This window comes from Streptomyces xanthii, from assembly GCF_014621695.1.
Lineage (GTDB): Bacteria > Actinomycetota > Actinomycetes > Streptomycetales > Streptomycetaceae > Streptomyces > Streptomyces xanthii.
Genome location: NZ_CP061281.1, coordinates 274,900 through 295,975, shown reverse-complemented (window position 1 = coordinate 295,975; position 21,076 = coordinate 274,900). Strand labels below are relative to the sequence as shown.

Annotated in this window: 17 protein-coding genes and 1 pseudogene; 9 read left to right on the top strand and 9 right to left on the bottom strand. The window is 72.1% G+C overall.

What is annotated here, in order from left to right; genetic code table 11:
* Window positions 1–19 precede the first annotated feature (19 nt).
* From IAG42_RS01370 to IAG42_RS01360, 3 genes are all read left to right on the top strand, one after another.
* Window positions 20–1,573 (top strand): flavin-containing monooxygenase, encoded by a 1,554-nt coding sequence (locus IAG42_RS01370; protein ID WP_188335147.1) that lies wholly within the window; start codon window positions 20–22, stop codon window positions 1,571–1,573.
* An 81-nt stretch (window positions 1,574–1,654) separates the two neighbouring features.
* A complete protein-coding gene (locus tag IAG42_RS01365; RefSeq protein ID WP_188335146.1) occupies window positions 1,655–2,623 on the top strand; it encodes an AurF N-oxygenase family protein in 969 nt (322 codons plus the stop codon).
* Window positions 2,624–2,757: 134 nt separating this feature from the next.
* Window positions 2,758–4,407 (top strand): FAD-dependent oxidoreductase, encoded by a 1,650-nt coding sequence (locus IAG42_RS01360; RefSeq protein WP_188335145.1) that lies wholly within the window; start codon window positions 2,758–2,760, stop codon window positions 4,405–4,407.
* A 48-nt stretch (window positions 4,408–4,455) separates the two neighbouring features.
* On the opposite strand, the gene IAG42_RS01355 is transcribed toward IAG42_RS01360, so the two are convergent.
* The 3 genes from IAG42_RS01355 to IAG42_RS01345 are packed head-to-tail and all read right to left on the bottom strand — an operon-like array spanning window position 4,456 to window position 8,002.
* Window positions 4,456–5,145, bottom strand: coding sequence for a TetR/AcrR family transcriptional regulator (locus IAG42_RS01355; RefSeq protein ID WP_188335144.1), 690 nt, complete (start codon window positions 5,143–5,145; stop codon window positions 4,456–4,458).
* A 37-nt stretch (window positions 5,146–5,182) separates the two neighbouring features.
* Window positions 5,183–5,659, bottom strand: coding sequence for a (2Fe-2S)-binding protein (locus IAG42_RS01350; RefSeq protein ID WP_188335143.1), 477 nt, complete (start codon window positions 5,657–5,659; stop codon window positions 5,183–5,185).
* Window positions 5,660–5,668: 9 nt separating this feature from the next.
* Window positions 5,669–8,002: a molybdopterin cofactor-binding domain-containing protein gene (locus IAG42_RS01345; protein ID WP_188335142.1), complete on the bottom strand. Its 2,334-nt coding sequence runs from the start codon at window positions 8,000–8,002 to the stop codon at window positions 5,669–5,671.
* Between the two features lie 327 nt (window positions 8,003–8,329).
* On the opposite strand from IAG42_RS01345, the gene IAG42_RS01340 reads away from it, so the two are divergent.
* Complete coding sequence (locus IAG42_RS01340) at window positions 8,330–9,436, top strand: trypsin-like serine peptidase (RefSeq protein WP_188335141.1); 1,107 nt, start codon at window positions 8,330–8,332, stop codon at window positions 9,434–9,436.
* 62 nt (window positions 9,437–9,498) lie between these two features.
* On the opposite strand, the gene IAG42_RS01335 is transcribed toward IAG42_RS01340, so the two are convergent.
* Window positions 9,499–9,825 carry a hypothetical protein gene (locus IAG42_RS01335; RefSeq protein WP_188335140.1) on the bottom strand — a complete coding sequence of 109 codons (327 nt, stop codon included), beginning with the start codon at window positions 9,823–9,825 and terminating at the stop codon, window positions 9,499–9,501.
* 95 nt (window positions 9,826–9,920) lie between these two features.
* Between IAG42_RS01335 and IAG42_RS01330 the strand changes: the two genes are divergently transcribed.
* The gene (locus IAG42_RS01330; protein WP_188335139.1) at window positions 9,921–10,265 is read left to right on the top strand and encodes an antibiotic biosynthesis monooxygenase; all 345 of its coding nucleotides are present in this window, start codon (window positions 9,921–9,923) and stop codon (window positions 10,263–10,265) included.
* Here the strand turns inward: IAG42_RS01330 and IAG42_RS01325 are convergent.
* Window positions 10,254–10,940 (bottom strand): alpha/beta fold hydrolase, encoded by a 687-nt coding sequence (locus IAG42_RS01325; protein ID WP_188335138.1) that lies wholly within the window; start codon window positions 10,938–10,940, stop codon window positions 10,254–10,256. The two genes, IAG42_RS01330 and IAG42_RS01325, sit on opposite strands and share 12 nt — an antisense overlap.
* Before the next feature lie 272 nt (window positions 10,941–11,212).
* On the opposite strand from IAG42_RS01325, the gene IAG42_RS01320 reads away from it, so the two are divergent.
* Window positions 11,213–11,872 (top strand): AMP-binding protein, encoded by a 660-nt coding sequence (locus IAG42_RS01320; RefSeq protein WP_188335137.1) that lies wholly within the window; start codon window positions 11,213–11,215, stop codon window positions 11,870–11,872.
* Between the two features lie 6 nt (window positions 11,873–11,878).
* Here IAG42_RS01320 and IAG42_RS01315 read toward each other — a convergent pair whose 3' ends face one another.
* Together IAG42_RS01315 and IAG42_RS01310 are read right to left on the bottom strand one after the other, a co-directional pair.
* Window positions 11,879–12,721 carry a lysozyme gene (locus tag IAG42_RS01315; RefSeq protein ID WP_394811177.1) on the bottom strand — a complete coding sequence of 281 codons (843 nt, stop codon included), beginning with the start codon at window positions 12,719–12,721 and terminating at the stop codon, window positions 11,879–11,881.
* A gap of 146 nt (window positions 12,722–12,867) precedes the next feature.
* Complete coding sequence (locus IAG42_RS01310) at window positions 12,868–13,623, bottom strand: hypothetical protein (protein ID WP_188335135.1); 756 nt, start codon at window positions 13,621–13,623, stop codon at window positions 12,868–12,870.
* A 70-nt stretch (window positions 13,624–13,693) separates the two neighbouring features.
* Here IAG42_RS01310 and IAG42_RS38535 point away from each other — a divergent pair.
* A pseudogene (locus IAG42_RS38535) lies at window positions 13,694–13,810 on the top strand (XRE family transcriptional regulator); the annotation flags it as partial.
* A 56-nt stretch (window positions 13,811–13,866) separates the two neighbouring features.
* Here the strand turns inward: IAG42_RS38535 and IAG42_RS01305 are convergent.
* Complete coding sequence (locus IAG42_RS01305) at window positions 13,867–14,784, bottom strand: dihydrodipicolinate synthase family protein (protein ID WP_223205801.1); 918 nt, start codon at window positions 14,782–14,784, stop codon at window positions 13,867–13,869.
* An 83-nt stretch (window positions 14,785–14,867) separates the two neighbouring features.
* Here IAG42_RS01305 and IAG42_RS01300 point away from each other — a divergent pair, with 83 nt between their 5' ends.
* Together IAG42_RS01300 and IAG42_RS01295 are read left to right on the top strand one after the other, a co-directional pair.
* Window positions 14,868–15,782 (top strand): LysR family transcriptional regulator, encoded by a 915-nt coding sequence (locus IAG42_RS01300; protein WP_188335133.1) that lies wholly within the window; start codon window positions 14,868–14,870, stop codon window positions 15,780–15,782.
* An 86-nt stretch (window positions 15,783–15,868) separates the two neighbouring features.
* Entirely contained in the window at window positions 15,869–16,840 is a 972-nt protein-coding gene (locus tag IAG42_RS01295) for an SCO6745 family protein (RefSeq protein WP_223205800.1), read from the top strand.
* Window positions 16,841–16,871: 31 nt separating this feature from the next.
* Here the strand turns inward: IAG42_RS01295 and IAG42_RS01290 are convergent, their stop codons facing one another.
* On the bottom strand, window positions 16,872–20,978 hold the full coding sequence (locus tag IAG42_RS01290) for a BTAD domain-containing putative transcriptional regulator (protein ID WP_188335132.1): 4,107 nt from the start codon (window positions 20,976–20,978) through the stop codon (window positions 16,872–16,874).
* Window positions 20,979–21,076 lie beyond the last annotated feature (98 nt).

The following is a 21,076-nucleotide window of genomic DNA, read 5'->3' as shown; positions in this document are numbered from 1 at the left end:
AGAGTGAGGACCCTCCGCGATGGAGCAGCAGCACGTCGACGTCCTGGTCATCGGCGCAGGAATATCCGGCATCAGCGCCGCGCGCCACGTCCTGCGGGACAACCCCCGCGCCTCGCTCGTCGTGCTCGAGCGCCGCGCCCGGGTCGGCGGCACCTGGGACCTGTTCCGGTACCCCGGCATCCGCTCCGACTCCGACATGCCTACCTTCGGCTTCGGCTTCCGGCCCTGGACCGACGCGCGCATCCTCGCGGGCGGCGCACAGATCCGGCAGTACGTCGAGGACGCCGCGGCCGACGGCGGCATCCTGGACCGCGTCCGCTTCGGCCGCCGCGCCCTCAGCGCCGACTTCTCGCACGACACCGGCCGCTGGACCGTCGAGGTCGAGGACGAGAGCACCGGCGAGCGCGAGACGTACAGCGCCGGCTACCTCGTCGGCGCGACCGGCTACTACGACTACGACAAGCCCTACCGCCCCGAGTTCCCCGGCGAGAGCGACTTCCGGGGCACCATGGTCCACCCCCAGCACTGGCCCGAGGACCTCGACCACAGCGGCAAGCGCGTCGTCGTCATCGGCTCCGGCGCCACCGCCATCACCCTCCTCCCGGCCATGGCCGGTGAGGCCGAGCACGTCACCATGCTGCAGCGCTCGCCCACGTACATCCTCGCGCTGCCCGAGGTCGACCCGCTCACCTCCGTGCTCAAGAAGCTGCGCGCTCCCGCCCGGCTCATCCACAAGATCGTGCGGGCCCGCAACGTGGCGCTGCAGCGGGGGAGTTACGCCTTCTGCCGCAAGTACCCGCGCCTCGCCCGCAAGGTGCTCCTCGGGCTCGTCCGCGCCCAGGCCGGCAAGGGCGTCGACATGAAGCACTTCAGCCCCCGCTACAAGCCCTGGGACCAGCGCCTGTGCGTCGTCCCCGGCGGTGACCTGTTCAAGGTGCTCAAGAGCGGCAAGGCGTCCGTCGCCACCGACCACATCGACACCTTCACCCCCGACGGCATCCGCCTGAAGTCCGGCGAGGAACTGAAGGCGGACATCGTCGTCACCGCCACCGGACTGAGCGTCCGTCTGATGGGCGGCATGGAGCTCACGGTCGACGGCCGCCCCGTCGACGTCACCAACCGGGTCCTCTACAAGGCCGTCCTGCTCGAGGGCGTGCCCAACATGTCCCTCGTCATCGGCTACACGAACGCGTCCTGGACCCTGAAGGCGGACCTCGCGGCCGACTACACGGCCCGCCTCCTCGCCCACATGCGGCGCCACGGACACGACATCGCCACCCCCGTCGCGAGCGACGGCGACCGCTCCGACTTCTCCGTCATGGGCGAGGCCCTCACCTCCGGTTACATCGCCCGCGCCGACCAGGTCATGCCCCGCCAGGGCACCCGCGACCCGTGGCGCCTGTGGAACAACTACTACCGCGACCGCGCCATGCTCCGCGACGCCCCCATCGACGACAGCCCCCTGCGTTTCGACAAGGCGGGCTCCACGGCCGCCGACGACAAGGTCGCTGACGACAAGGCCGCGACCGCCGAGGCGTCCGGCGCCGTCCAGGAGCCCACCCGCGCCGCCTGACGACCGGCACCGCACGTCCGCAGCACCGCTCCACCGCCCCACCCGAGCCGCACCCCTCCGAGCCGACGATCGAGGACGAAGATGACCGCGAACCTGACCAGGAAGGTCTACGACGAGCGCCTGCGGACCCTGTCCGAGGGCTCCGTCAACGTCAACTTCAACGCCTTCAAAGACATCAAGTGGGACGACCCCGAGTTCGCCGTCGACCCCCAGGACCCACGCTGGGTCCTGACCTCCGCGGACGCCCTCGGCGCCCACCCCTGGTACAAGGAACAGTCCCTCGAGACGCAGATCCGCATCGGTATCTGGCGCTGGGCGGTGATTGCCAAGGTGGGCATGCAGTTCGAGAACATCCTCATGCGCGGCGCGCTGGACTACCTCTACGAACTGAGCAACCAGAACCTCGAGTTCAGGTACCTCACCCACGAGATCACCGAAGAGACCCACCACACCCAGATGTTCCAGGAGCTGGTCAACCGCACCGGCGTCGACACCGCCGGCGGCAAGCGCTGGTTCCGCAAGGTCAGCCGCTTCCTGCCGCTCGCCGGCTCCCTCTACCCCGAGGCCTTCTTCACCGGCATCCTCGCCGGCGAGGAGCCCATCGACCACCTCCAGAAGGCCGCCCTGCGCAGCGGCGAACCGGTCCACCCCCTCCCGCAGCGGATCATGCAGATCCACATCGCCGAGGAAGCCCGGCACATCTCCTTCGCCCACGAGTTCCTGCGCCTGCGCGTCCCCCGCTTCGGCAAGGCCCGCCGCGGCGCCCTGTCCGTCCTCTTCCCGCTCATCATGCGCGTCCTGTGCGATGTCATCATGATCCCGGACCGCAAGGACGCCGCCCGGGTCGGCATCCCGGACTGGGTCGTCAAGGACGTCTTCTGGAAGTCCGAGGCCGGCGAGAAGATGCTCCACGACCTCTTCTCCGACGTGCGCATGCTCGCCGAGGACCTCGGTCTCATGAACAAGGTGTCCCGCCCCGTGTGGCGCGCCCTGCGCATCGACGGCCGCCCCGCCCGCTTCCGCGGCGAGCCGGCCCCGCTCACCGACTGAAGCCCCCGCTCACCGTCTGAAGCCCCCGCTCAGCGACTGAAGTCACGCCCGCCGAGTGAAGCCCCGCTCGCCGACCGACGCTGCGCGAGACCGCACCACCCTTCGCTGAACGCCCGAACGGAGACCAGCCCGCCGTGCCGTACGTCGTCACCCGATCCTGCTGCGCCGACGCCTCCTGCGTGCTGGCCTGCCCGGTCAACTGCATCCACCCCGCCCCCGGCGAGCCCGGCTTCGCCACCGCCGAGATGCTCTACGTCGACCCGCGCACCTGCGTCGACTGCGGCGCCTGCACCAGCGCCTGTCCCGTCGACGCCCTCAAGCCCCACACCGCGCTCGGCGACGCGGAGCTCCCCTTCCTCCAGCTCAACGCCGACTACTACAAGACCAACCCGCACGACGACCGCACCCCCATGTACGTCGTGCCCAGGCAACGCACGCTGCCCGCAGGCGAGTTGAAGGTCGCCGTCGTCGGCGCCGGCCCCGCCGGACTCTTCGCGGCCGACGAACTGCTGCGCCACCCGGGCGTCAGCGTCACCGTCCACGACCGGCTGCCCACCCCGTACGGACTCGCGCGCGCCGGGGTCGCCCCCGACCACCAGGACACCAAGCAGGTCACCCGCCTGTTCAGGACCATCGAGTCACAGCCCGGATTCAGCTACCGCCTGGGCGTCGAGATCGGCACCGACCTCACCCACACCGACCTGCTGCGCGAACACCACGCCGTCATCTACGCCGTCGGCGCCGCCACCGACAAGCGCCTCGGCATCGAGGGCGAGGACCTGCCCGGCAGTGTCTCCGCCACCGACTTCGTCGCCTGGTACAACGGCCACCCCGACCGCGCCCACGACGACCACCGCCTCGACACCGAGCGCGCCGTCGTCATCGGCAACGGCAACGTCGCCCTCGACGTCGCCCGCATCCTCACCGCCGACCCCGACACCCTCGCCCGCACCGACATATCGGACCGCGCGCTCGCCGCACTGCGCACCAGCAAGATCCGCGAGGTCGTCCTCCTCGGCCGTCGGGGCCCCGCCCAGGCCGCGTTCACCGTGCCCGAGCTCCTCGCCCTGTCCGCGCTGAAGGACGTCGACGTCACCGTCGAGGGCTGGCCCGAGGGCCTGGACGCCGAGGCTTCCGAAGCCTCCGACGTCGACGCCTCCGACGCCTCTGACGTCAACGAGAAGACCCGACTGCTCGCCAGGCTGGCCGCCCGCACCCCGTCCGAGGGCCGGCGCCGCATCGTGCTCCGCTTCCTCGCCGCCCCGGCCCGCCTCACCGGCGACAGCCGCGTAGAAGCCCTGGAGATCACCCCGACCACCCTGCACACCGACGAGGACGGGACCGTACGCGCCGTCGCCTCCGGCGACACCGAGACCCTGGAGACCGGCCTGGTCCTGCGCTCCGTCGGCTATCGTGCCCGGCCCGTCCCCGGCCTGCCCTTCGACGAGGCCACCGCGACCGTCCCGCACGAGGCCGGACGCGTGGAGCCCGGCGTCTACGTCGCCGGCTGGATCAAGCGCGGCCCCACCGGCTTCATCGGCACGAACAAGACCTGCGCCCACGAGACCGTCGAGTCCCTCCTCGACGACTTCGCCCACGGTCGCCTCACCCGCCCCGTGTCCGCCGTCGACGTGGCGCCCCACGCCCTCGGCCTGAAGGACTGGCACGCCATCGACCAGGCGGAACGCGCCGAGGGTGAGGCCCAGGGCCGCCCCCGCGTGAAGTTCACCGACACGGAGTCCCTGCACCGCGCGGCGAAGAACACCCCGGCCGTCACGGCCTGACCCCGAGCTGAACGTGACGCCCTCCCCGGCCCGGGGAGGGCGTCACGTTCAGGCGCCTTCCAGGTCCGCCACCCGGTCGTTAGGCGACAGCACTACACCGTAACCGCGCAGCGTCGCGTCGAGCACCGCCCACACCGACCGGCAGAGCATCTCGCGCAGCTCCTCCTCGGACAGCTCGCGCTCGGGGTCGCGCATCCACTGGTTCACCGCGCTGTCCACGAATCCCACGATCCCGATGGCGACCGACCGGATCGGTGCCTCCTTGACCCCGAGCGCCTTGAGCACGTCCCCGAAGCGGTCGCTCAGCATCATCGCGATCGCCGTCTTGGTGTCGGCCACCAGCGAGCCGTCACCCATCGCGTGGTCCGCCACACCCATGTAGGCGTAGAGCCGCGGATGCTGCGCCACCCAGTCCAGATGCGCGCCCACGACACGGCGCACGGACTCCTCGACCGTCCCGTCGAACGTGAGCGTCGGCTCCATCCGCTTCACGAACGACTCGACCACGCGCCGCCGGATCAGCTCGTCCAGCGACGCACGGTCCTTGAAGTGCCGGTAGAGCACGGACCTGGGCAGGCCCACGCGCTCCGCGAGCCGCTGCACACGGAACTGCGCGCCCTCCTCCTCGATGAGCGCGACCGCCGCGTCCACCAACTCGACCTGACGCTGCGCCTTGTGCTCGTCCCAGCGGGTGGAGCGTCCGTCGATCTGCGGCTCACCGCCGGTTCTTTGCGCCATCCCCCCAGGATATCGGCCGTCCGAACACATACGCGCCTCACATGTGCTGTGCGCCTGCCTTGATCGCTTCGCGGATGCGGTGGTAGGTGCCGCAGCGGCAGATGTTGCGGATCTCGTCGAGGTCTGTGTCGGTGATCTCGTGGCCCGCTTCCCGGGCCTGCTTGACCTTGGCGACGGCGGCCATGATCTGTCCGGGCTGGCAGTAGCCGCACTGGGCGACGTCGTATTCGATCCAGGCTTCCTGCATGGGGTGCAGGTCGGTGTCGACGGTGTCGGCGAGGCCTTCGATGGTGGTGATCTCGTCGTCCGGGGCGATGTCCTTGATCTGGACGGAGCAGGGGTTGAAGGCTTTGCCGTTGACGTGGGAGGTGCAGGCCTTGCAGACGTTGATGCCGCAGCCGTATTTCGGGCCGGTGACGCCGAGGACGTCGCGCAGGACCCACAGCAGCCGGACGCTGTCGTCGACGTCGACGGTGACGGGCTTGCCGTTGAGGATGAAGGTGTGGGTGCTCACGGGGGCTCCTCAGAAGGTGTGGCTCAGGCCGTCGGTCGGCGATGCGGGGACGGGCGGGACGAACGGCTTGACCTCGAAGTCGACGGTGCCGTGGTTGACCGGGAAACGGGTCGGGACGGTGCCGGTCGCCCGTGCGTAGGCGCAGGCGACGGCCGCGACGGACGCGGCGACGCCCGCCTCGCCGGCGCCGCCGGGCTGCCCGGAGTCCGAGGGCATGACGACGCACTGGAAGTCGGTGGGGACGTTCCACTGCCGGGTGTAGAAGTAGTTGTCCCAGCTGGCCTCTAGGAAGTGGCCGTCGCGCAGGTGCAGGCTGCTGGTCAGCGCGAGCGCGATACCGTCCGAGACGCCGCCCATCATCTGCGCCTCGAGCCCCTTCGGGTTGATGACGAGTCCGGCGTCCACGGCGATGACCGCCTTGGTGACGCGCGGCCCGGTCACGGCGTTGGGGACCTTGCGGTTCACGGTCTCGGGCCGGCAGTCGATCTCTACGAGGACGGCAGTGGCGCCCTTGTACTCGCTGTGGATCGCGATGCCCTGCGCGGTCCCGGCGGGCATGGACCTGCCCCAGTCACCGACCTCGGCGACCTTCTTCAGCGCCGCCTTCACTCGCTCGTTCTTCAGGAACGCGAGCCGGAATGCGAGGGGGTCCTTGCCGAGCTTCTTCGCGAGCTGGTCGACGACGAGTTCGTTGGCGCAGGCCACGTCGGGGGAGTAGATGTTGCGCATGCTGCCCGTGTTGAACCGGGCGTCGGTCTCGCTGAGCAGCTGCGTGACGACACCGAAGTTGTACGGCAGCTCCTGGGTCAGCCTGAAGATCGTCTCCGAGAAGGCCAGCCCGCCGAGCCCGGTCGGGAGTCGGTCCGCCGTCGCTGTGATCATCTCGCCCAGTCCGTGACTGAAGTCGGTCACGACACTGGTGTGGCGCTGCTCGAAGGTGAGGACCTGCCCGGCCAGATAGGTGGCCCGGATGCGGGAGGTGGCCATGGGATGCACGCGGCCCTGTCGGGGTTCGTCGGCGCGGTGCCACATCAGCTTGACCGGCTTGCCCATCGCCTTGGACACCTTGGCCGCCTCGATCGCGGCGTCACCGAACAGCTTGTGCCCGAACGAACCGCCACCGGTGACCACATGCACCTTCACCGCGCCCATCGGCAGACCGACGGCCTTGGCGATGTCGCCCTGCGCGACGATCGGTGACTTCAGGCCCGCCCACACCGTCGCCTTGTCGGAGCGGACGTCGGCGATCGCGCAGTTCGGCTCCAGGGCGGCGCTGCTGCGGAACATGAAGGTGAAGTCCGCCTCCACCGTCTTCGCCAGCAGCGGGATGTCCGGCACGGCCAGGGGGAGTTCGGCCTTCCGTAGCCGGGCGAGGATCGTCTCGTCGGACTCGCCCTCCACCGAACCGGCCGCCCACTCGACGTCGAGCGCGCGTACCGCGTCGATGCACTGCCCGAACGTCTTCGCGCGCACCGCGACCCCGGTGTCGACCACGGCCACGTCGGTGACGCCCGGCATCGAGAGCACCGCCGCCTCGTTGCGCACCGACTTCGGCGACCCGTTCAGCGTCGGCGGACGGCAGACCATGGTGGGCAGGGCGTCCGGTACCTGGAGGTCCATCGCGTACTTCTTCTGCCCGGTGACCGCGAGACGGGCGTCGTCACGCCCGTGCGGCTTGCCGATCACGGAGAACTCCGAGGTCGGCTTGAGCTCGGCCGCGACTACCTTGACCGTGCTGCTGGCGGCCTTGACTGCCAGGTCCCCGTAGGACACGGACGAACCGTCCGGAGCCGAGATCACCCCGGCCTTCGACGTCAACAGGTCGACGACCGAGCCGAGCTCGATCGCCGCCGCTTCGAGGAGTGCCTTGCGGGCGATGGCGGCGGCCACGCGGACCGGCGTGAACATCGACACCGTGGTGTTCGAGCCGCCGGTCAGCTGGTTGAGCAGCAGTTCGGGGCGTGCCGGCGCCAAGGTCACCCGGACCTTGTCGACGGGCAGGTCGAGCTCCTCCGCGATGATCATCGCCGTCGAGGTCGTGATGCCCTGGCCGACCTCCATCCGCGGCAGCTCGAACGACGCCGTGCCGTCCTCGTGCAGCACGATCTTGATCAGTGCGGAGGTGGGGAGCGCCGCGTCGGTCTGCATGTCCTCCAGGTCGTAGAGCTCAGGAATCTGCGGCAGCGAGGGCACGGCGGCCTGGGCCGGTGTGCTCAGTGTCAGGTCGGCGCCCACCGCGAGGGTCGCTCCGGCCAACACGTACCCGAGAAACGCGCGGCGCCCGAGCTGCGCGCGCTCACCGCGTCCACGAGTGTGAGCACCCCTGGAAGGGACATCGGTCATCGAGTGTTTCCTCTCTGCTTCCGGTCGCGTCCGCAACTGCTCCGGCCGTCCGGGCCTCACGAGGTGTGCGGGGGTCCATCATGCTTGATCCGTGCATGGCGAGCGGAACTTCCGGTTTCCGTGCGCGGGCAGACTCTGCGTCAGTTATGAGCAGCGCAACGATAGTTGGGCCGAACACGGGTGAAGTACGCCCGTTCGGTGACGCGTTCACGACTTCGCCGCGTACCCGGGTCTTTCCACACGCGCGCTTCACGGCGCCTCCGTATCGGCGTGCTTCACTCTCGGCTCAAGATCAACATCTCCACCGGATCACAGAATGGGCCGACCGTGAACATACGCACGTCCCGACGGGCAGCAGCCGCCCTGCTGTCCCTCGCGCTCCTCCCTGCCACCCTCGCCGGCGCCACCGTCGCGCAGGCGCGGACGCCGTCCCCCGAGCCGAAGGTGACGGTCGGCGAGCAGACCACCGACCCGCAGAAGGTGCGGGACTTCTGGACCGCCGAGCGCGTTCAGGAGGCCCTGGCCAACGAGAAGAAGGACCAGGCCGCCTTCGACCGCAAGTCCGCGGCCGCGACCGGCGAGAGCCGACGCAGACCCGTCGAGCAGATCCGCCCGGCGCAGTCCGCGCCGGCGGTCTCCGGCAGGACGATCGCGCCGCTCGCCGCCGGCTCGGTCGTGCCGGAGATGCCGTACGCCCAGCCGGTCCCGTTCCCGCAGTCCCAGCCCGCCGTCATGGTCGGGAAGATCCTGTTCACCGCGAAGGACGGCACGACGCACGGCTGCACCGGCTCGTCCATCGTCACCGCCAACAAGAACACGGTGTGGACCGCCGGTCACTGCGTCCACCCCGGCGACGGCTCGGGCGCCGAGGGCTTCTACAACGACATCGTCTTCATCCCCGGCTTCAAGAAGAACGACCAGGCGCCCGAGGGCTACGACGCCCCGTGGGGCGAGTGGGCCGCCAGGGCGAAGGTCGCGCCGACCGCGTGGACCGCGGACGGTGACATGTTCTGGGGCGACATGGCGGCCTTCACGGTCGTCCCGCCGGCCGGCTACACGAACCTGACCGACACCCTCGGTGCCTTCGGCTACAAGTTCGGCTCCGGCCCCGACTGGTCGGACATCATCGACGCCGGCTTCCCCGGCGACGGCTACCAGCGCACCGACATGGACGGCTTCACGCAGTTCTACTGCACCGGCAACGCGCAGGACGCCACCCCGTTCTTCCCCGTGGACGACCGGCTGGAGGTCGACTGCGACATGGGCCACGGCGCCTCGGGCGGTCCGATGTCCACGCCTGAGGGCCAGATCGTCGGCGCCAACTCGCACGGCGAGGAGGACAGCGCGGGCAACATCTCCTCGGCCCTGCTGTACAGCTCGGCGCACGCCGACAACGCCATCGACGTGATCAACCGGATCGGCACGCTCAGCTAGCGTCCATCGCAAGGGGGGGCGGGTACCGGGCGAACTCAGCCCCGGTGCCCGCCCCTTCGGCATCAGCGGTCGGGTCCCGCGAACTCGGGATCGAGCGCCGCACCCGTCGGCGGCGGACCCGCATTGGCCCGCCTCTGGCTCACGTACGCGGTCCTGATCTCGTCGGTCGACATCTTCTGCCAGCCCTCCGGAAGCCCCAGCCCGGCCTCGGCGCGCTCCTGCTCCCACTTCGCGACCAACGCCTGCCGAGTGCGCGGCATTTCGTCGGCCGGCGGCCTGGGGCTGACCGTGACGCCCGACGTCGGTTCCCCGAGGGCGGACACGGTCACCGCGGCTCCGGTCCCCAGCACGAACGCCGCCGCCACGCCGCACCACGCCCTGCGCCCCATCCCACACCCCTGCTTCGCACACGTCCGACGATGATCAAGGAGCGTACCCGTACACGAAACTGGTCAGGGACCGCGCCGGACGCCAGGATCGAGTCATGACACCGACACCGGGTCACCCCCGGATCGCGGACGGCGACGCGGCGACGATCGTGAGAGTGAGCGAGGCCCGCGTGCGGCCCGAACGCTTCGACGCCTTCCACGACTTCATCGTCGCCGCGGTGCGCGAGTTCCCTCGCCGTCACGCCGGACTGCTCTCCCACGAGGTTCTCGTCGCGCCGCCCCACTCACTGCTGTACGTCAGTTACTGGCGCAGCGAGGCGGACCTCGTGGCCTACGCAGGGGAGGGCTGGCGCGACCAGCCCGTGGTCCTGCCGGGGGAGGACGCGTACCTCCTCGCGCCGCTCCAGGTACGGCACTTCACCCGCACCTCACCGATCTGACCGACCGCCGGTCAGCATCCGGGCCAGTTCGACGGGACGGCTGAGCGCGACGGCGTGGCTCGCGGCGATCTCCTCCGGCACCACCCCGAGACGCTCCCGCACGACCCTGCGCAGGAAATCGGGCGGGAAGAAGCGGTCCTCGGTGCACAGCACGTACCGGGTCGGCACGTCCGGCCACGCCTCCAGCGGCCATGGCTGCGCCGAGGCGGCGGCCGAGGGGTGCGCCCGCTCCTTGCTCATCGCCTCGTCCGCGAGGGTGCGCGGCACGTCGTGGTAGAACGCGGCGTACGGGTCGTCGCTCCCGGTCAGGCCGCCGTCGTGCGCGGCCTGACGCCGCACCGCCTCGGCGTACCCGGTTCTGCTCCACCACTCGTCCGGCGACTCACCTGGCGCGGGGACCATCCCGGCGACCAGCACCAGCTCGTCGACCGGGCGGCGCACGGCCACCAGGGGAGCGGTGAACGCGCCGAACGACTGCCCCACGACCACGAGCCCCCGCCGGTCGCCGACCGCCTCGACCACGGCGTCGGCGTAGTCGTCGAGGGTCAGCGCGTCGTCGTCGGCCGGAAGATCCGGAGCCACGACGTCGTGCCCGCGCGCCCGGAGCTCGGCCCCGACCAGATGCCAGTACCAGCCGACGTCCCCGGCTCCGTGGATCAGGACGTAGGTGCTCATGGCGTGCCTCCTCGCATTCGATCGGGTGTTCGTCGATGTCCGGGGTCGACGACCGCGGCCCTCGCTTCGTCGAGATCCTCGCAGGTGTCGGGGCCGGCACGGAGGTCACGAGGCACGGAGGGGCGCGCGGAGGCACGTAGGTGCACGTATGCGGCCGACCGGCATACGTATCTGTCCTCCGGGGGCTACCGATCTTGCGTATCTCCCCATGTCAGGGCGCGTTCAGCGGGGCGGAACCCGGACCGTACGCCCCTCGACGAAAGTGATCCGACGTGAGCAACCTGGTCGTCGCCCTGGTGGAAGCAGCCGAACGGCACCCGCAGCGCGTGGCGGTGCGCGGGGACGGGAACGTCCTCACCTACGCCGAACTGGACGAGTTCAGCGCCAGGGCGGCCGGCGGAATGCGGGCCCACGGCGTACGCCCCGGCGACCGGGTCGGGCTGCGGCTGCCCTATGGCCCGGTCCACGCGGTGCTCCACTTCGGCGCGCTGCGCGCCGGAGCGATCGCCGTGCCGATGTACCCGAGCGTGCCGAAGGCCCCGGCGCCGACCCGCGCCGACACGGGTGGCGCCCGGCTCGTGTTCACCACGCCCGACGAGGCGGCCGCACGCCACGCCCGCGCGAGCGACACGACGCTCGTGCAGGTCGGCCCCGACTTCCTCGACCAAGTCGGCTTCTGGCCACAGCGCTTCCACGTCGCCAGTCGCGCCGATCACGACCACGCGGTCCTGATCGGTGCGGGAGGCGCGTCGGAGGACGCCGTGGACATGGCGCTCAGCCACAGCACGCTCCGGCACGCCTCCCGCACCACCCGGGCGGTGCCGTCGGTCAGCGGAGCCTGTCTGCCCGCTGCCCCGCGGCCTAGGACGAACCGCTGCCGCACCCGGCGCGAGGGACCGACCCCCGTGGGGGCCGCGCCCGGCTGCCGTTGAGGCGGGTCAGCCGTTGGCGAGGGCCTTGACGCGGTCGGGCGCCCCGTTGAACTTGTCGTGGTCCCCGACGGTCGGGCCGGACGCCGTGTACTGCCACATCGTGTGGAACTTCCAGCCGGCCGGCAGCTGCCCCACGGTCGAGGCGTAGCGGGCGATCCACAGCGGGTTGGTGGCGGCGAAACCGCTGTAGTTGCCGGTGCACTGCTTCCACCAGCTGGTGGAGGTGTAGATGACGGCGTCACGGCCGGTCCGGCGCTCGTACTGCTTCAGGAAGTCCCGGATCCAGCTCACGAGTTGACGGGACGTCTTGCCGTAGCAGGTCGAGCCGTAGGGGTTGTACTCGATGTCGAGCACGCCCGGCAGCGTCTTGCCGTCCTTGGACCAGCCGCCGCCGTGGTTGACGAAGTAGTCGGCCTGCTTGGTGCCGCTCGCGGTGTCCGGGGTGGCGAAGTGGTAGGCGCCCCGGATCATGCCGTTCTGGTAGGAGCCGTTGTACTGCTGGGCGAAGTACGGGTTCCGGTAGGACTTGCCCTCGGTGGCTTTGACGTAGGCCCACTTCACGCCGCTCTTGCGCAGAGTGGACCAGGCGACGTTGCCCTGGTGGCTGGAGACGTCCACGCCCTTGGTCTGCACGACGCGGGTCTCGACGGGGACCCCTTCGATTCCCTCGTTGGCGAGGACGCCCTCGCCCATGAACGCGGTGCCGCGGTCGGGCGCCGGCTGACCGGTGTCGTCGGCCGACGCGGAAACCGCGGGCAGGGCCAGCAGGAGGATCTGGGAGGCGACCAGTGCGCCGGAGGCGAGCCGGCGGCGACGGTTGCTGGGTGCTGCTGCAGTTACGTTGCGCATGCGGCTCATCTGACCCCCTGTCACAGCGGGCCGCATCTCACAGTGGGCCAGACGGTGTTGGGCGCCCGGCACCCTCATCGCCGACAGCAGCCATCGGACTTGCGTCCTCGCAGGTCAGCGCGCGCGGACGAGCGGGAACGGTCTGGTCACGGCGCGGGGTGCGCCCGGCGGAGCGTCGATTCCACCCTGTCGAGCATCTGGCCGAGGAGATGCAGGGCGCGGGCGCGGGTGGGGGCGCCGCGGGCGGTGCCCTTCCAGTACACGTCCGTGAACGCCTCGACGGCGGGCAGAATCTGACGGTCGTCACGGGTCGCGAGGACGAGCACGAAACGTGCGTGGTCTCCGATGTCGGTGCCCCGCGGGTGCTGTTCGACGACACCGCGCAGTCGTGCGGTGAGCGCGGGAAGCGTGCGTGCGGTGGGGAACACCACGGCGAGCGAGGCCAGCGCCAGTCGTACCGCCGGGCACTCGACCGGCCAGCGTGACAGCAGGTCAGGGGTGCAGGACTGAACAGCCTTTCGAGCCCGGTGCTCACTGTCCGGATCCGCGTGCGGCGGAGTCCTCGGCCAGCACCCGGCCGACTTCCGCTCCGCGACGGTCGCGGCGCAGAAGAGCAGTTCCACCGCGTTGAACCGCTGCCGGGCCGGCACCCGGTCGTCGCAGGCCAGGGCCGCGAGCAGCGGGACGCCGGCAGCGGTGTCGGGCCGGCAGGTGTCCTGGTGGAGGATGTCGTTGTAGAAGTCGCCGAGGAAGCCGCTGTCGTCCTTCCAGAACGGGTCGGCCTCCGGTGCGAAGAGCATCGCCGCCTGCGGCGGGTGCGGGCCCTTCACCCGGTCGGCTATGACGTCCCGGAAGATCCGGCGGATCGGCGGCCCGAACTCGGGAGCGGTGTGCGTCGTCATGGCCGTCGCAGCGTACTGGTGGGCGGGGCCGGACGGTGGACTCGGGCTGCTGCGGGCTGAGGTGCACAGCGTGATGGCGCTGTGGGCCCGTGAACACGGCAGCGAGGCCGGGCTGATGCCGACGACCTCCGGCCCCGCACCGGTCGAGGTGTGGCGCCGGCGGCTGGAGCCGGGCGAGGAGTACCCGCGACCGGCTGACCTCCGGGCCGCCGCACCCTGCGGTGCGTACGACCCCGCGGCGGGTCAGACGGCCGTCATGCTGGGGGAGCGTTCGGCGGACAGCTCGACGGCGCGCCGGACCGACTCAGGCGCCGCCGCCAGCAACGGCAGCCGCACGGCCGGGCTGGGAATGCGGCCCTGCGCGTGCAGCACTCCCTTGATCACGGTCGGGTTCGGCTCGGCGAAGAGTGCGGCGGAGAGCCGGGCCAGTTCGGCACCGAGCCGGCGCGCCGGTCCGGCCGCGCCCGACCGCCACAGCGCGATCAGCTCGGCGTAGTCGGCGGTGCGCACGTTGGCCGAGGCCAGGATCCCGCCGTGTGCGCCCGCCGCGAGCAGCGGCGAGATGACGGCGTCGTCGCCGCCGAGCACGGCGAAACCGGCCGGCGGCGCGCCGAGCAGTTCCACCGCCGCCGCGTCGATCGCACCGGTCGCGTACTTGACCCCCACGACCTCCGGCAGCTCCCCCAGTGCGGTGAGCGCGCTCGTGCCCAGCGCCTGGCCTGTGCGATACGGGATGTCGTACACGACCAGCGGCAGCCCGCCGTGCTCGGCGAGCGCCGTGAAGTGCGCCAGCGTTCCCGCGAGACCCGGCCGCGTGTACGGCGGCGCGGGCACCAGTGCCGCGGCGACGTCGCCCTGCGCGGCGAGTTCGCGCAGGGACGTCACGGCGGAGGCGGTGTCGTTCGTGCCGACGCCGACGATCAGGGGCGCTCCGTGCGCCCGGCAGGCCGCGGCGCACACGCGCACGACGGTCTGCTTCTCCTCGGCGGTCAGGGTGGCCGCTTCCGCGGTGGTGCCCAGGGCGACGAGCCCGCGAGCACCGCCCGTCGACAGCGCCTCGTCGGCGAGACGGGCGAGCGCGTCCGGGGCGAGACGCAGATCGTCGGTGAACGGGGTGACCAGGGGGACGAACAGGCCGGAGAGGTCCGCTTCGGGATGCATGCGCGTTTCCATGCGCCCAGCCTGACCGACACCGACCCAGTAGATCCAGTTCATGTTTCTTCGCTCATGCGTAAGCTCACCTTATGCTCGATGTGCGACGACTCCACCTGCTGCGCGAACTGGACCGGCGCGGCACCATCGCGGCCGTGGCCGAGGCGCTGACCTTCACCCCGTCGGCCGTCTCCCAGCAGCTGAGCGTCCTGGAACGCGAGGCCGGCGTCCCCCTGCTGGAGCGCAGCGGACGGCGCGTGGTCCTCACACCGGCGGGCCGCACCCTCGTCGGCCACGCCGACGCCGTCCTCGAACGCCTCGAACTCGCGGTCGCCGAACTGGCCGGGGCCCGCGACGGCATCGGCGGATCGCTGCGCATCGGCACGTTCCCCTCGGGCGGCCCCGCGATCGTGCCCGCCACCCTGGCCGAACTGGCCCGGCGGCATCCCGCGCTGGAGCCGATGGTGCAGGAGATCGACTCGGCGCGCGTCTCCGACGGCCTGCGCGCCGGCGAACTCGACGTGGCGCTCGTCCACGACTACGACTTCGTGCCCGCCTCGCCCGACACCACGATGGACCAGGTCCCGCTGTTGGAGGAGCCGATGTACCTGGCCACGGGCGGTGCCCCCGCCGGCACGGGAGCCACCCGTGGCGGCGACTCGCTGGCGGACCTTCTCGGCCCCTGGGTGGAGGCGCCGTGGATCACCGCGAGGGACGGCACGACCGGCCACGCGATGGCCGTACGCGCCTGCCAGGCCGCCGGATTCCGCCCCCGCATCCGCCACCAGGTCAACGACTTCCGAACGGTCCTGGCCTTGGCCGCGATCGGCCAAGGTGCCGGATTCGTACCGGAGATGGCGACCGCGCAGGCCCCCGACGGCGTGCTCCTGACCCGGCTGCCCCTCTTCCGCCGCTCGAAGGTCGCCTTCCGCGCGGGCGGCGGCACCCATCCGGCGATCGCCGCGTTCGTGGCGGCCGCGCGGACGGCAGTTGGCGGCAGTAGCTGAAAAGAGGACCGTCATCGGGCGACCATGACGGGGCAGGGCCGATCGCGCAGACGTGCGACCAGGCCGGGGGCTGAGGAGAACGGGCGATGACAGACGTGGGCGCCGACACGGACGACACACGGATCGGCACAACCATCGACACACGTATGGACGCGGACATGGGCACACGTATGGATACAGGCATGGACGGAGGCCGGGCGCGGGAGGTCTGGCAGAAGCTGGAACCCCTGCACGCCGTCACCTACTTCGCCCCCGAGTGCGTCACGGCGCATCGAGAGGTCGGGCTGCGGGGCTTCTGGATGGGCTACTTCGGAGCGCGGGCCGCGCCTCTGGGCGCGGTGGCGGCGGGAGCCGTCGAGGCGGCCTTCTTCAACTTCCATCCCGCGATGGTGCGTCGCGCGATCCCCGACGCCTGGGGCTTCGCCGCACCCGAGGCCGTCCTCCGGGCCCGCTCCACGGCGGCCGCCGAGGCACTGCGCCGCGTGGCGCCCGCGGCGGTCGCGTCGGCCGAGCGGATCAACCCCCTGCTGGAACAGGTGATCGCCGCGGCGGACGGCGCCGGACGCCCGCTGTTCGCCGCCAACCGGGACCTGGCCCTGCCCGACGACCCGGTCGGGGCGCTGTGGCAGCACACCACGACGCTGCGCGAGCACCGCGGGGACGGACATGTCGCGGCACTGACGGCCGAAGGCGTCAGCGGGTGCGAGTCACACGTGCTGTTCTCGGCCTGCGAAGGGACGGACGCGTCGATCCTGCGGGACAACCGCGGCTGGTCGAAGGACGACTGGCAGGCCGCCACGGACCGACTGGCCGCCCGTGGTCTCCTCGACGGCGAGGGCCGCCCGACGGCAGGGGGACGAGCCCTGCGCGACCACGTCGAGTCCCGCACCGACGCCCTCGCCGTCCGGCCCTACGAGGAGCTGGGGCAGCGCGGGTTCGCCCAACTCCAGGAGTTGCTCGCTCCATTGGCCGAGCAGGCTCTCGCCTCGGACACGATCCCCTTCCCCAACCCCATGGGCCTCCCCGCCCGTCCGGCGGCGTCGGCGAACGGGGCGTAGACCGCTCGCCGATCCTCGATCCCCGGTCGGTTCAGGGCGTCCAGACGTACGGGGTCGTCGTCGTGACCGCGTGCAGGCCGAGCCGGGTGAGGATCGGCGCGCTGTCGGCCGAGGCGTCGACGTAGAGGTGGCGGACGCCGCGGGCGGCGGCGATCCGGGCCCGCTGGGCGACCATGGCCCGGTAGATGCCCCGCCCGCGCCACTCCTCGAGCGTCGACCCGCCCCAGAGCCCGCCGAAGTCGGCACCCTCCTGGAACACCAGCCAGGCGGCGCACACGACGTCGTCCCCCGCCTCGGCGACCAGGACGACGATGTCCTGCGGCGCGCTCTCGATCCGGCCCGCGAGGTCGTCGGCCAGCCACCCCCAGTCCTCGCCCCAGACGGTGCTCTCCATCGCGGCGATGCGCCGGAGATCCGCCAGGGCGGTGACCTGGCGCAGGGTCACCCCCTCGGGCAGGACCGGGTCGGCGGCGAGGTCCGCGGACCGCCCGATGAGCACGGTCTCGCTGTCCTCCGGGACGAACCCGGCCGCGGCGAGCCGCTCCGTGAGGCCGGCGGGGAGATCGTGACCGCGCGTCTTCCACTCGACCGCCTCGCCGCGGGCGGCGTAGAAGTCACGCTGCCGGGCGATGAGCGCGTCCAGCTCGTCTCCGTCCACGCCGAGATCGCGCGGGCCCGTGACGAAGCCGCGGTGCCAGCCGACGACACGGGTCAGCGGGCCGTCGGTCTCGATACGGGTGCTGCCGCCGGGCGGGGTGACGCCGCGGAGCTGGGCGTCGTACGCGGCACGGAGGCCGTCGTGGTCGGCGATCGACGGGTGCTTCAGGAGAGCGTCCGGGGCGAGGGCTGTGCCCTGTTCGTACGCCGTGTCGAAGCGGGTGTCACCGAGCGCCTGCCGGGCGGCTGCCTCGACGCGGTCGACATCGTCGCGCTCGCCCTCCGGCAGCGGTGCGCCGACCGAGCGGCGCAGCGTGTCCGCGGCGCCCAGGAGGCGGGCCGCGCGGGCGGGTTCTCCCGTGAGCGCGCGGGCACCGGCGAGGCCTTCGAAGCCGAGCGCCAGGCTGCGCGGGGAGCCGGCCGCGTGGGCGGCGGCCAGCCCGTCGAGCTGGAGCCGCAGCGCGGCGGAGGCGTCGCCGCGCAGTTCGGCCACGAAGCCGAGCTCCGCGAGGATCAGCGCGGGCGCCTCGGGTTCGTACCCCATCTGCCGGTGCACCTCGAGCACATGCCGCAGATGCGCCTCCGCCGCGTCCAGACGGCCCTCGCGGCGCGCGCCGATGCCGAGCCCGGTCTCCGCGTACTGCTCCCCGAAGCGGTCCGAGCGCGCGACCGCGAGCCGCCTGGCCCGATCGTGGAACTCCCGGGCGCGCGGCAGGTCCCCGCCGAGCAGCGCGATCCGGCCGAGTCCGGACAGCTGGAAGCAGACCGCCGGCCACAGCTCCAGGTCCTCGGCCATGCGCAGGCCCTCACGGTGCAGCCGCTCCGCGCGTGCGTAGTCACCGGCGACCTGTGCGTCCATCTGCAGCGGCACCATCGCCTGCAACTGGCCCCACTGGTCGCCGAGTTCACGGAAGAGCTCCAGACTGCGGCCGCCGTTCCGGCGCACCGTGCCGGAGTCCCCGCGCAACTGCGCGTGGAACGCCTGGCCGGCCAGCGCGGCGGCCGTGCCCCACCGGTCACCGAGCCGGCGGAAGACGTCGAGCGCGGACGCGAGGAGCTCCTGGCTCGGGCGCGGATCGCCGACTCCGTACTGCTGGGACGCCAGGAACCACTCCGCCGTCGCCCGGCCGTGCGGATCGTCGACCTCGTCGTAGGGCCGGAGTGCGGCACGGTACTCGGCGGCCGGGTCGGAGGTGCCGCCGAGCAGCAGCCGGAACCCGCCGAGGAGAGCGGTGGCCCGCGCGGACAGGGTGGGCTCGGTGCGGACGCCGCGCGCGGACACGGTGTCCAGGGCGGCGGTCAGGGCGCGCCGCGCTTCGGCGTAGCGGCCGCGCAACTGCCAGTAACGGGCAAGTGAGTTGACCAGGCGCAACGCGCAGTCGGTGTCACCGGCCGCGACCGCGCCGTCGAGCGCGGAGCGCAGGTTCGCCTGCTCGGTGTCCAGGCGGCGCAGCCACTCCCGCTGGGCGGGCCCGCGCAGGTGCGGCTCGGCGTCCTCGGCCAGCGCCCGGTAGTACGCGCGGTGGGCGCGCCGCAGATCCGCCGCCTCGCCCGATTCCGTGAGGCGCTCCGCCGCGTAGGCGCCCACGGACTCGAGCAGCCGGTAGCGGGGCCCGCCCTCGGGGCCCTCGTGCATCTGCAGCAGGGAGCCGTCCAGGAGCCGGGCGAGCAGATCGAGGACCTCGGTGCGGTTCACGCCCTGCCCGGCGCACAGTTCCTCGGCGGCGGCGAGGGTGCAGCCGTCGGCGTGCACGGCCAGGCGGCGCAGCACGGCGCGCTCGCCCGCGCCCAGCAGGCCCCAGCTCCAGTCGATGACCGCGCGCAGGGTGCGCTGGCGGGCCGGCGCGCCGCGCGAGCCCACCGCGAGCAGCGAGAAACGGTCGTCGAGCCGGGCCGCCAATTCGTGGACGCCCAGGGCCCGTACGCGCGTCGCGGCCATCTCCAGAGCCAGCGGGATGCCGTCGAGGCGCCGGCACACCGAGACCACCGCGTCCAGGGTGGTGTCGTCGAGCACGAAGCGCGGCGCGGCGGCCTGGGCACGCGCCACGAACAGCTCGACCGCGCCGAACTTCCGTACGTCCGCTGCGCTCAAGCCCTCGGCGGAGCCCGGATGCGGCAGCGGCGGGACTTCCTCCAACGCCTCGCCCGTGAGACCCAGCGGGACCTGGCTGGTGGCCAGCACTCGCAACGATGGTGCCGTGCGCAGGAGTTGCCCGGCCACCCGGGCCGCAGGTGCGGCGACGTGTTCGCAGTTGTCGAGGACGAGCAGGGCCGGTCGGCCGGCCAGGGTGTGGGCGATGCGCCCGGCCAGGGGCTGGGGTGCGCCGCCGGGCGGGGCGGTGTCGTCGCGCAGGCCGAAGACGGCGCGCAGCACGTCGGCGACACCGGCCGTCCCGGCAGCCGCCCCGTGACCCGTTCCGCCGGCCGTCCCGCCAGTCGGCTCTGCGCTCTGCACGTCGATCGTTTCCGCGGTGTCGAGGCCGGCCAGTTCGGCGAGGTGCACGCCACCGGGGAAGTCCGGCGCCAGGCGGGCGGCGGTGGCCAGGGCGAGCCGGGTCTTGCCGACGCCGCCCGGGCCGGTGAGCGTGACCAGGCGGTGCGCGCCGAGCAGCGCGCGCAGTCCCGCGACGGCCTCGTCGCGCCCGATCAGTTCGGTGAGCTGCGCGGGCATCGCGGCCGGCTCGTGACCGGTGGGCGCGGGTGGCGGTGCGGTCATGGACGTGGGCTTGGCCAGGAGAGCGGGGTCCTGGGCCAGGATCGCCTGCTGGAGTTCCGTGATCTCGGGCCCGGGATCGATGCCGAGGTCCTCGGCCAGCCGGGCCCGCAGCTCCGCGAGACCGCGCAGCGCCTCCTGCCGGCGCCCCGCCCCGTAGAGCGCCCGCACGTGTGCGGCGCGGGCCCGCTCACGCAGCGGGTGGAGGCTCACCAGGTCGCTCAAATCATCCGCGACCAAGGCGTGTTGGCCGAGCTCCACGCGTGCCTCGGCCTGTTCCTCGATCGCGGTGAGGCGTTGCTCGTCGAGGCGTGCGGCAGCGGCCCGTACGAAGTCCTCGTCGGCGAAGTCCGCGAACGCCGGGCCCCGCCACAGCGCGAGCGCGTCCGTCAGCAGTCCGGACCGGGACGCGGGGTCGGCGGCCGCCCGCGCTCGGCCGAGCAGTTCCTGGAACCGGCCCGCGTCCAACGAGTCCTGGGCGGCGAGGAGTTCGTACCCGGCGGGACGGCGGGCCACGAGGTCGCGGCCGCCCGGTTCGGCGGCCTCCAGGACCTTGCGCAATTGCCACACCTTGTTCTGCAGGGCCGCCGCCGGGTTGTTCGGCGGCTGCGCGCCCCACAGGTCCTCGACGAGCCGGTCCGCGGAGACCGGCTGCCCGCGATGGGCCAGGAGATGCGCGAGCAGAGCACGCACCTTCAGCTCGGGGACCCGGACCTCCGCCCCGCCGTCCGTCCACACGCCCAGCGGACCCAGTACCCCCCAATGCATGCCGAGCAGGCTATCCGACCCCTCCCGACGTGGATCAAGAGCGGGCGGGGGCCGGGCCCGGAGTGACCGAGAGCGGACCGGGAGAGGACCGAGAGCGC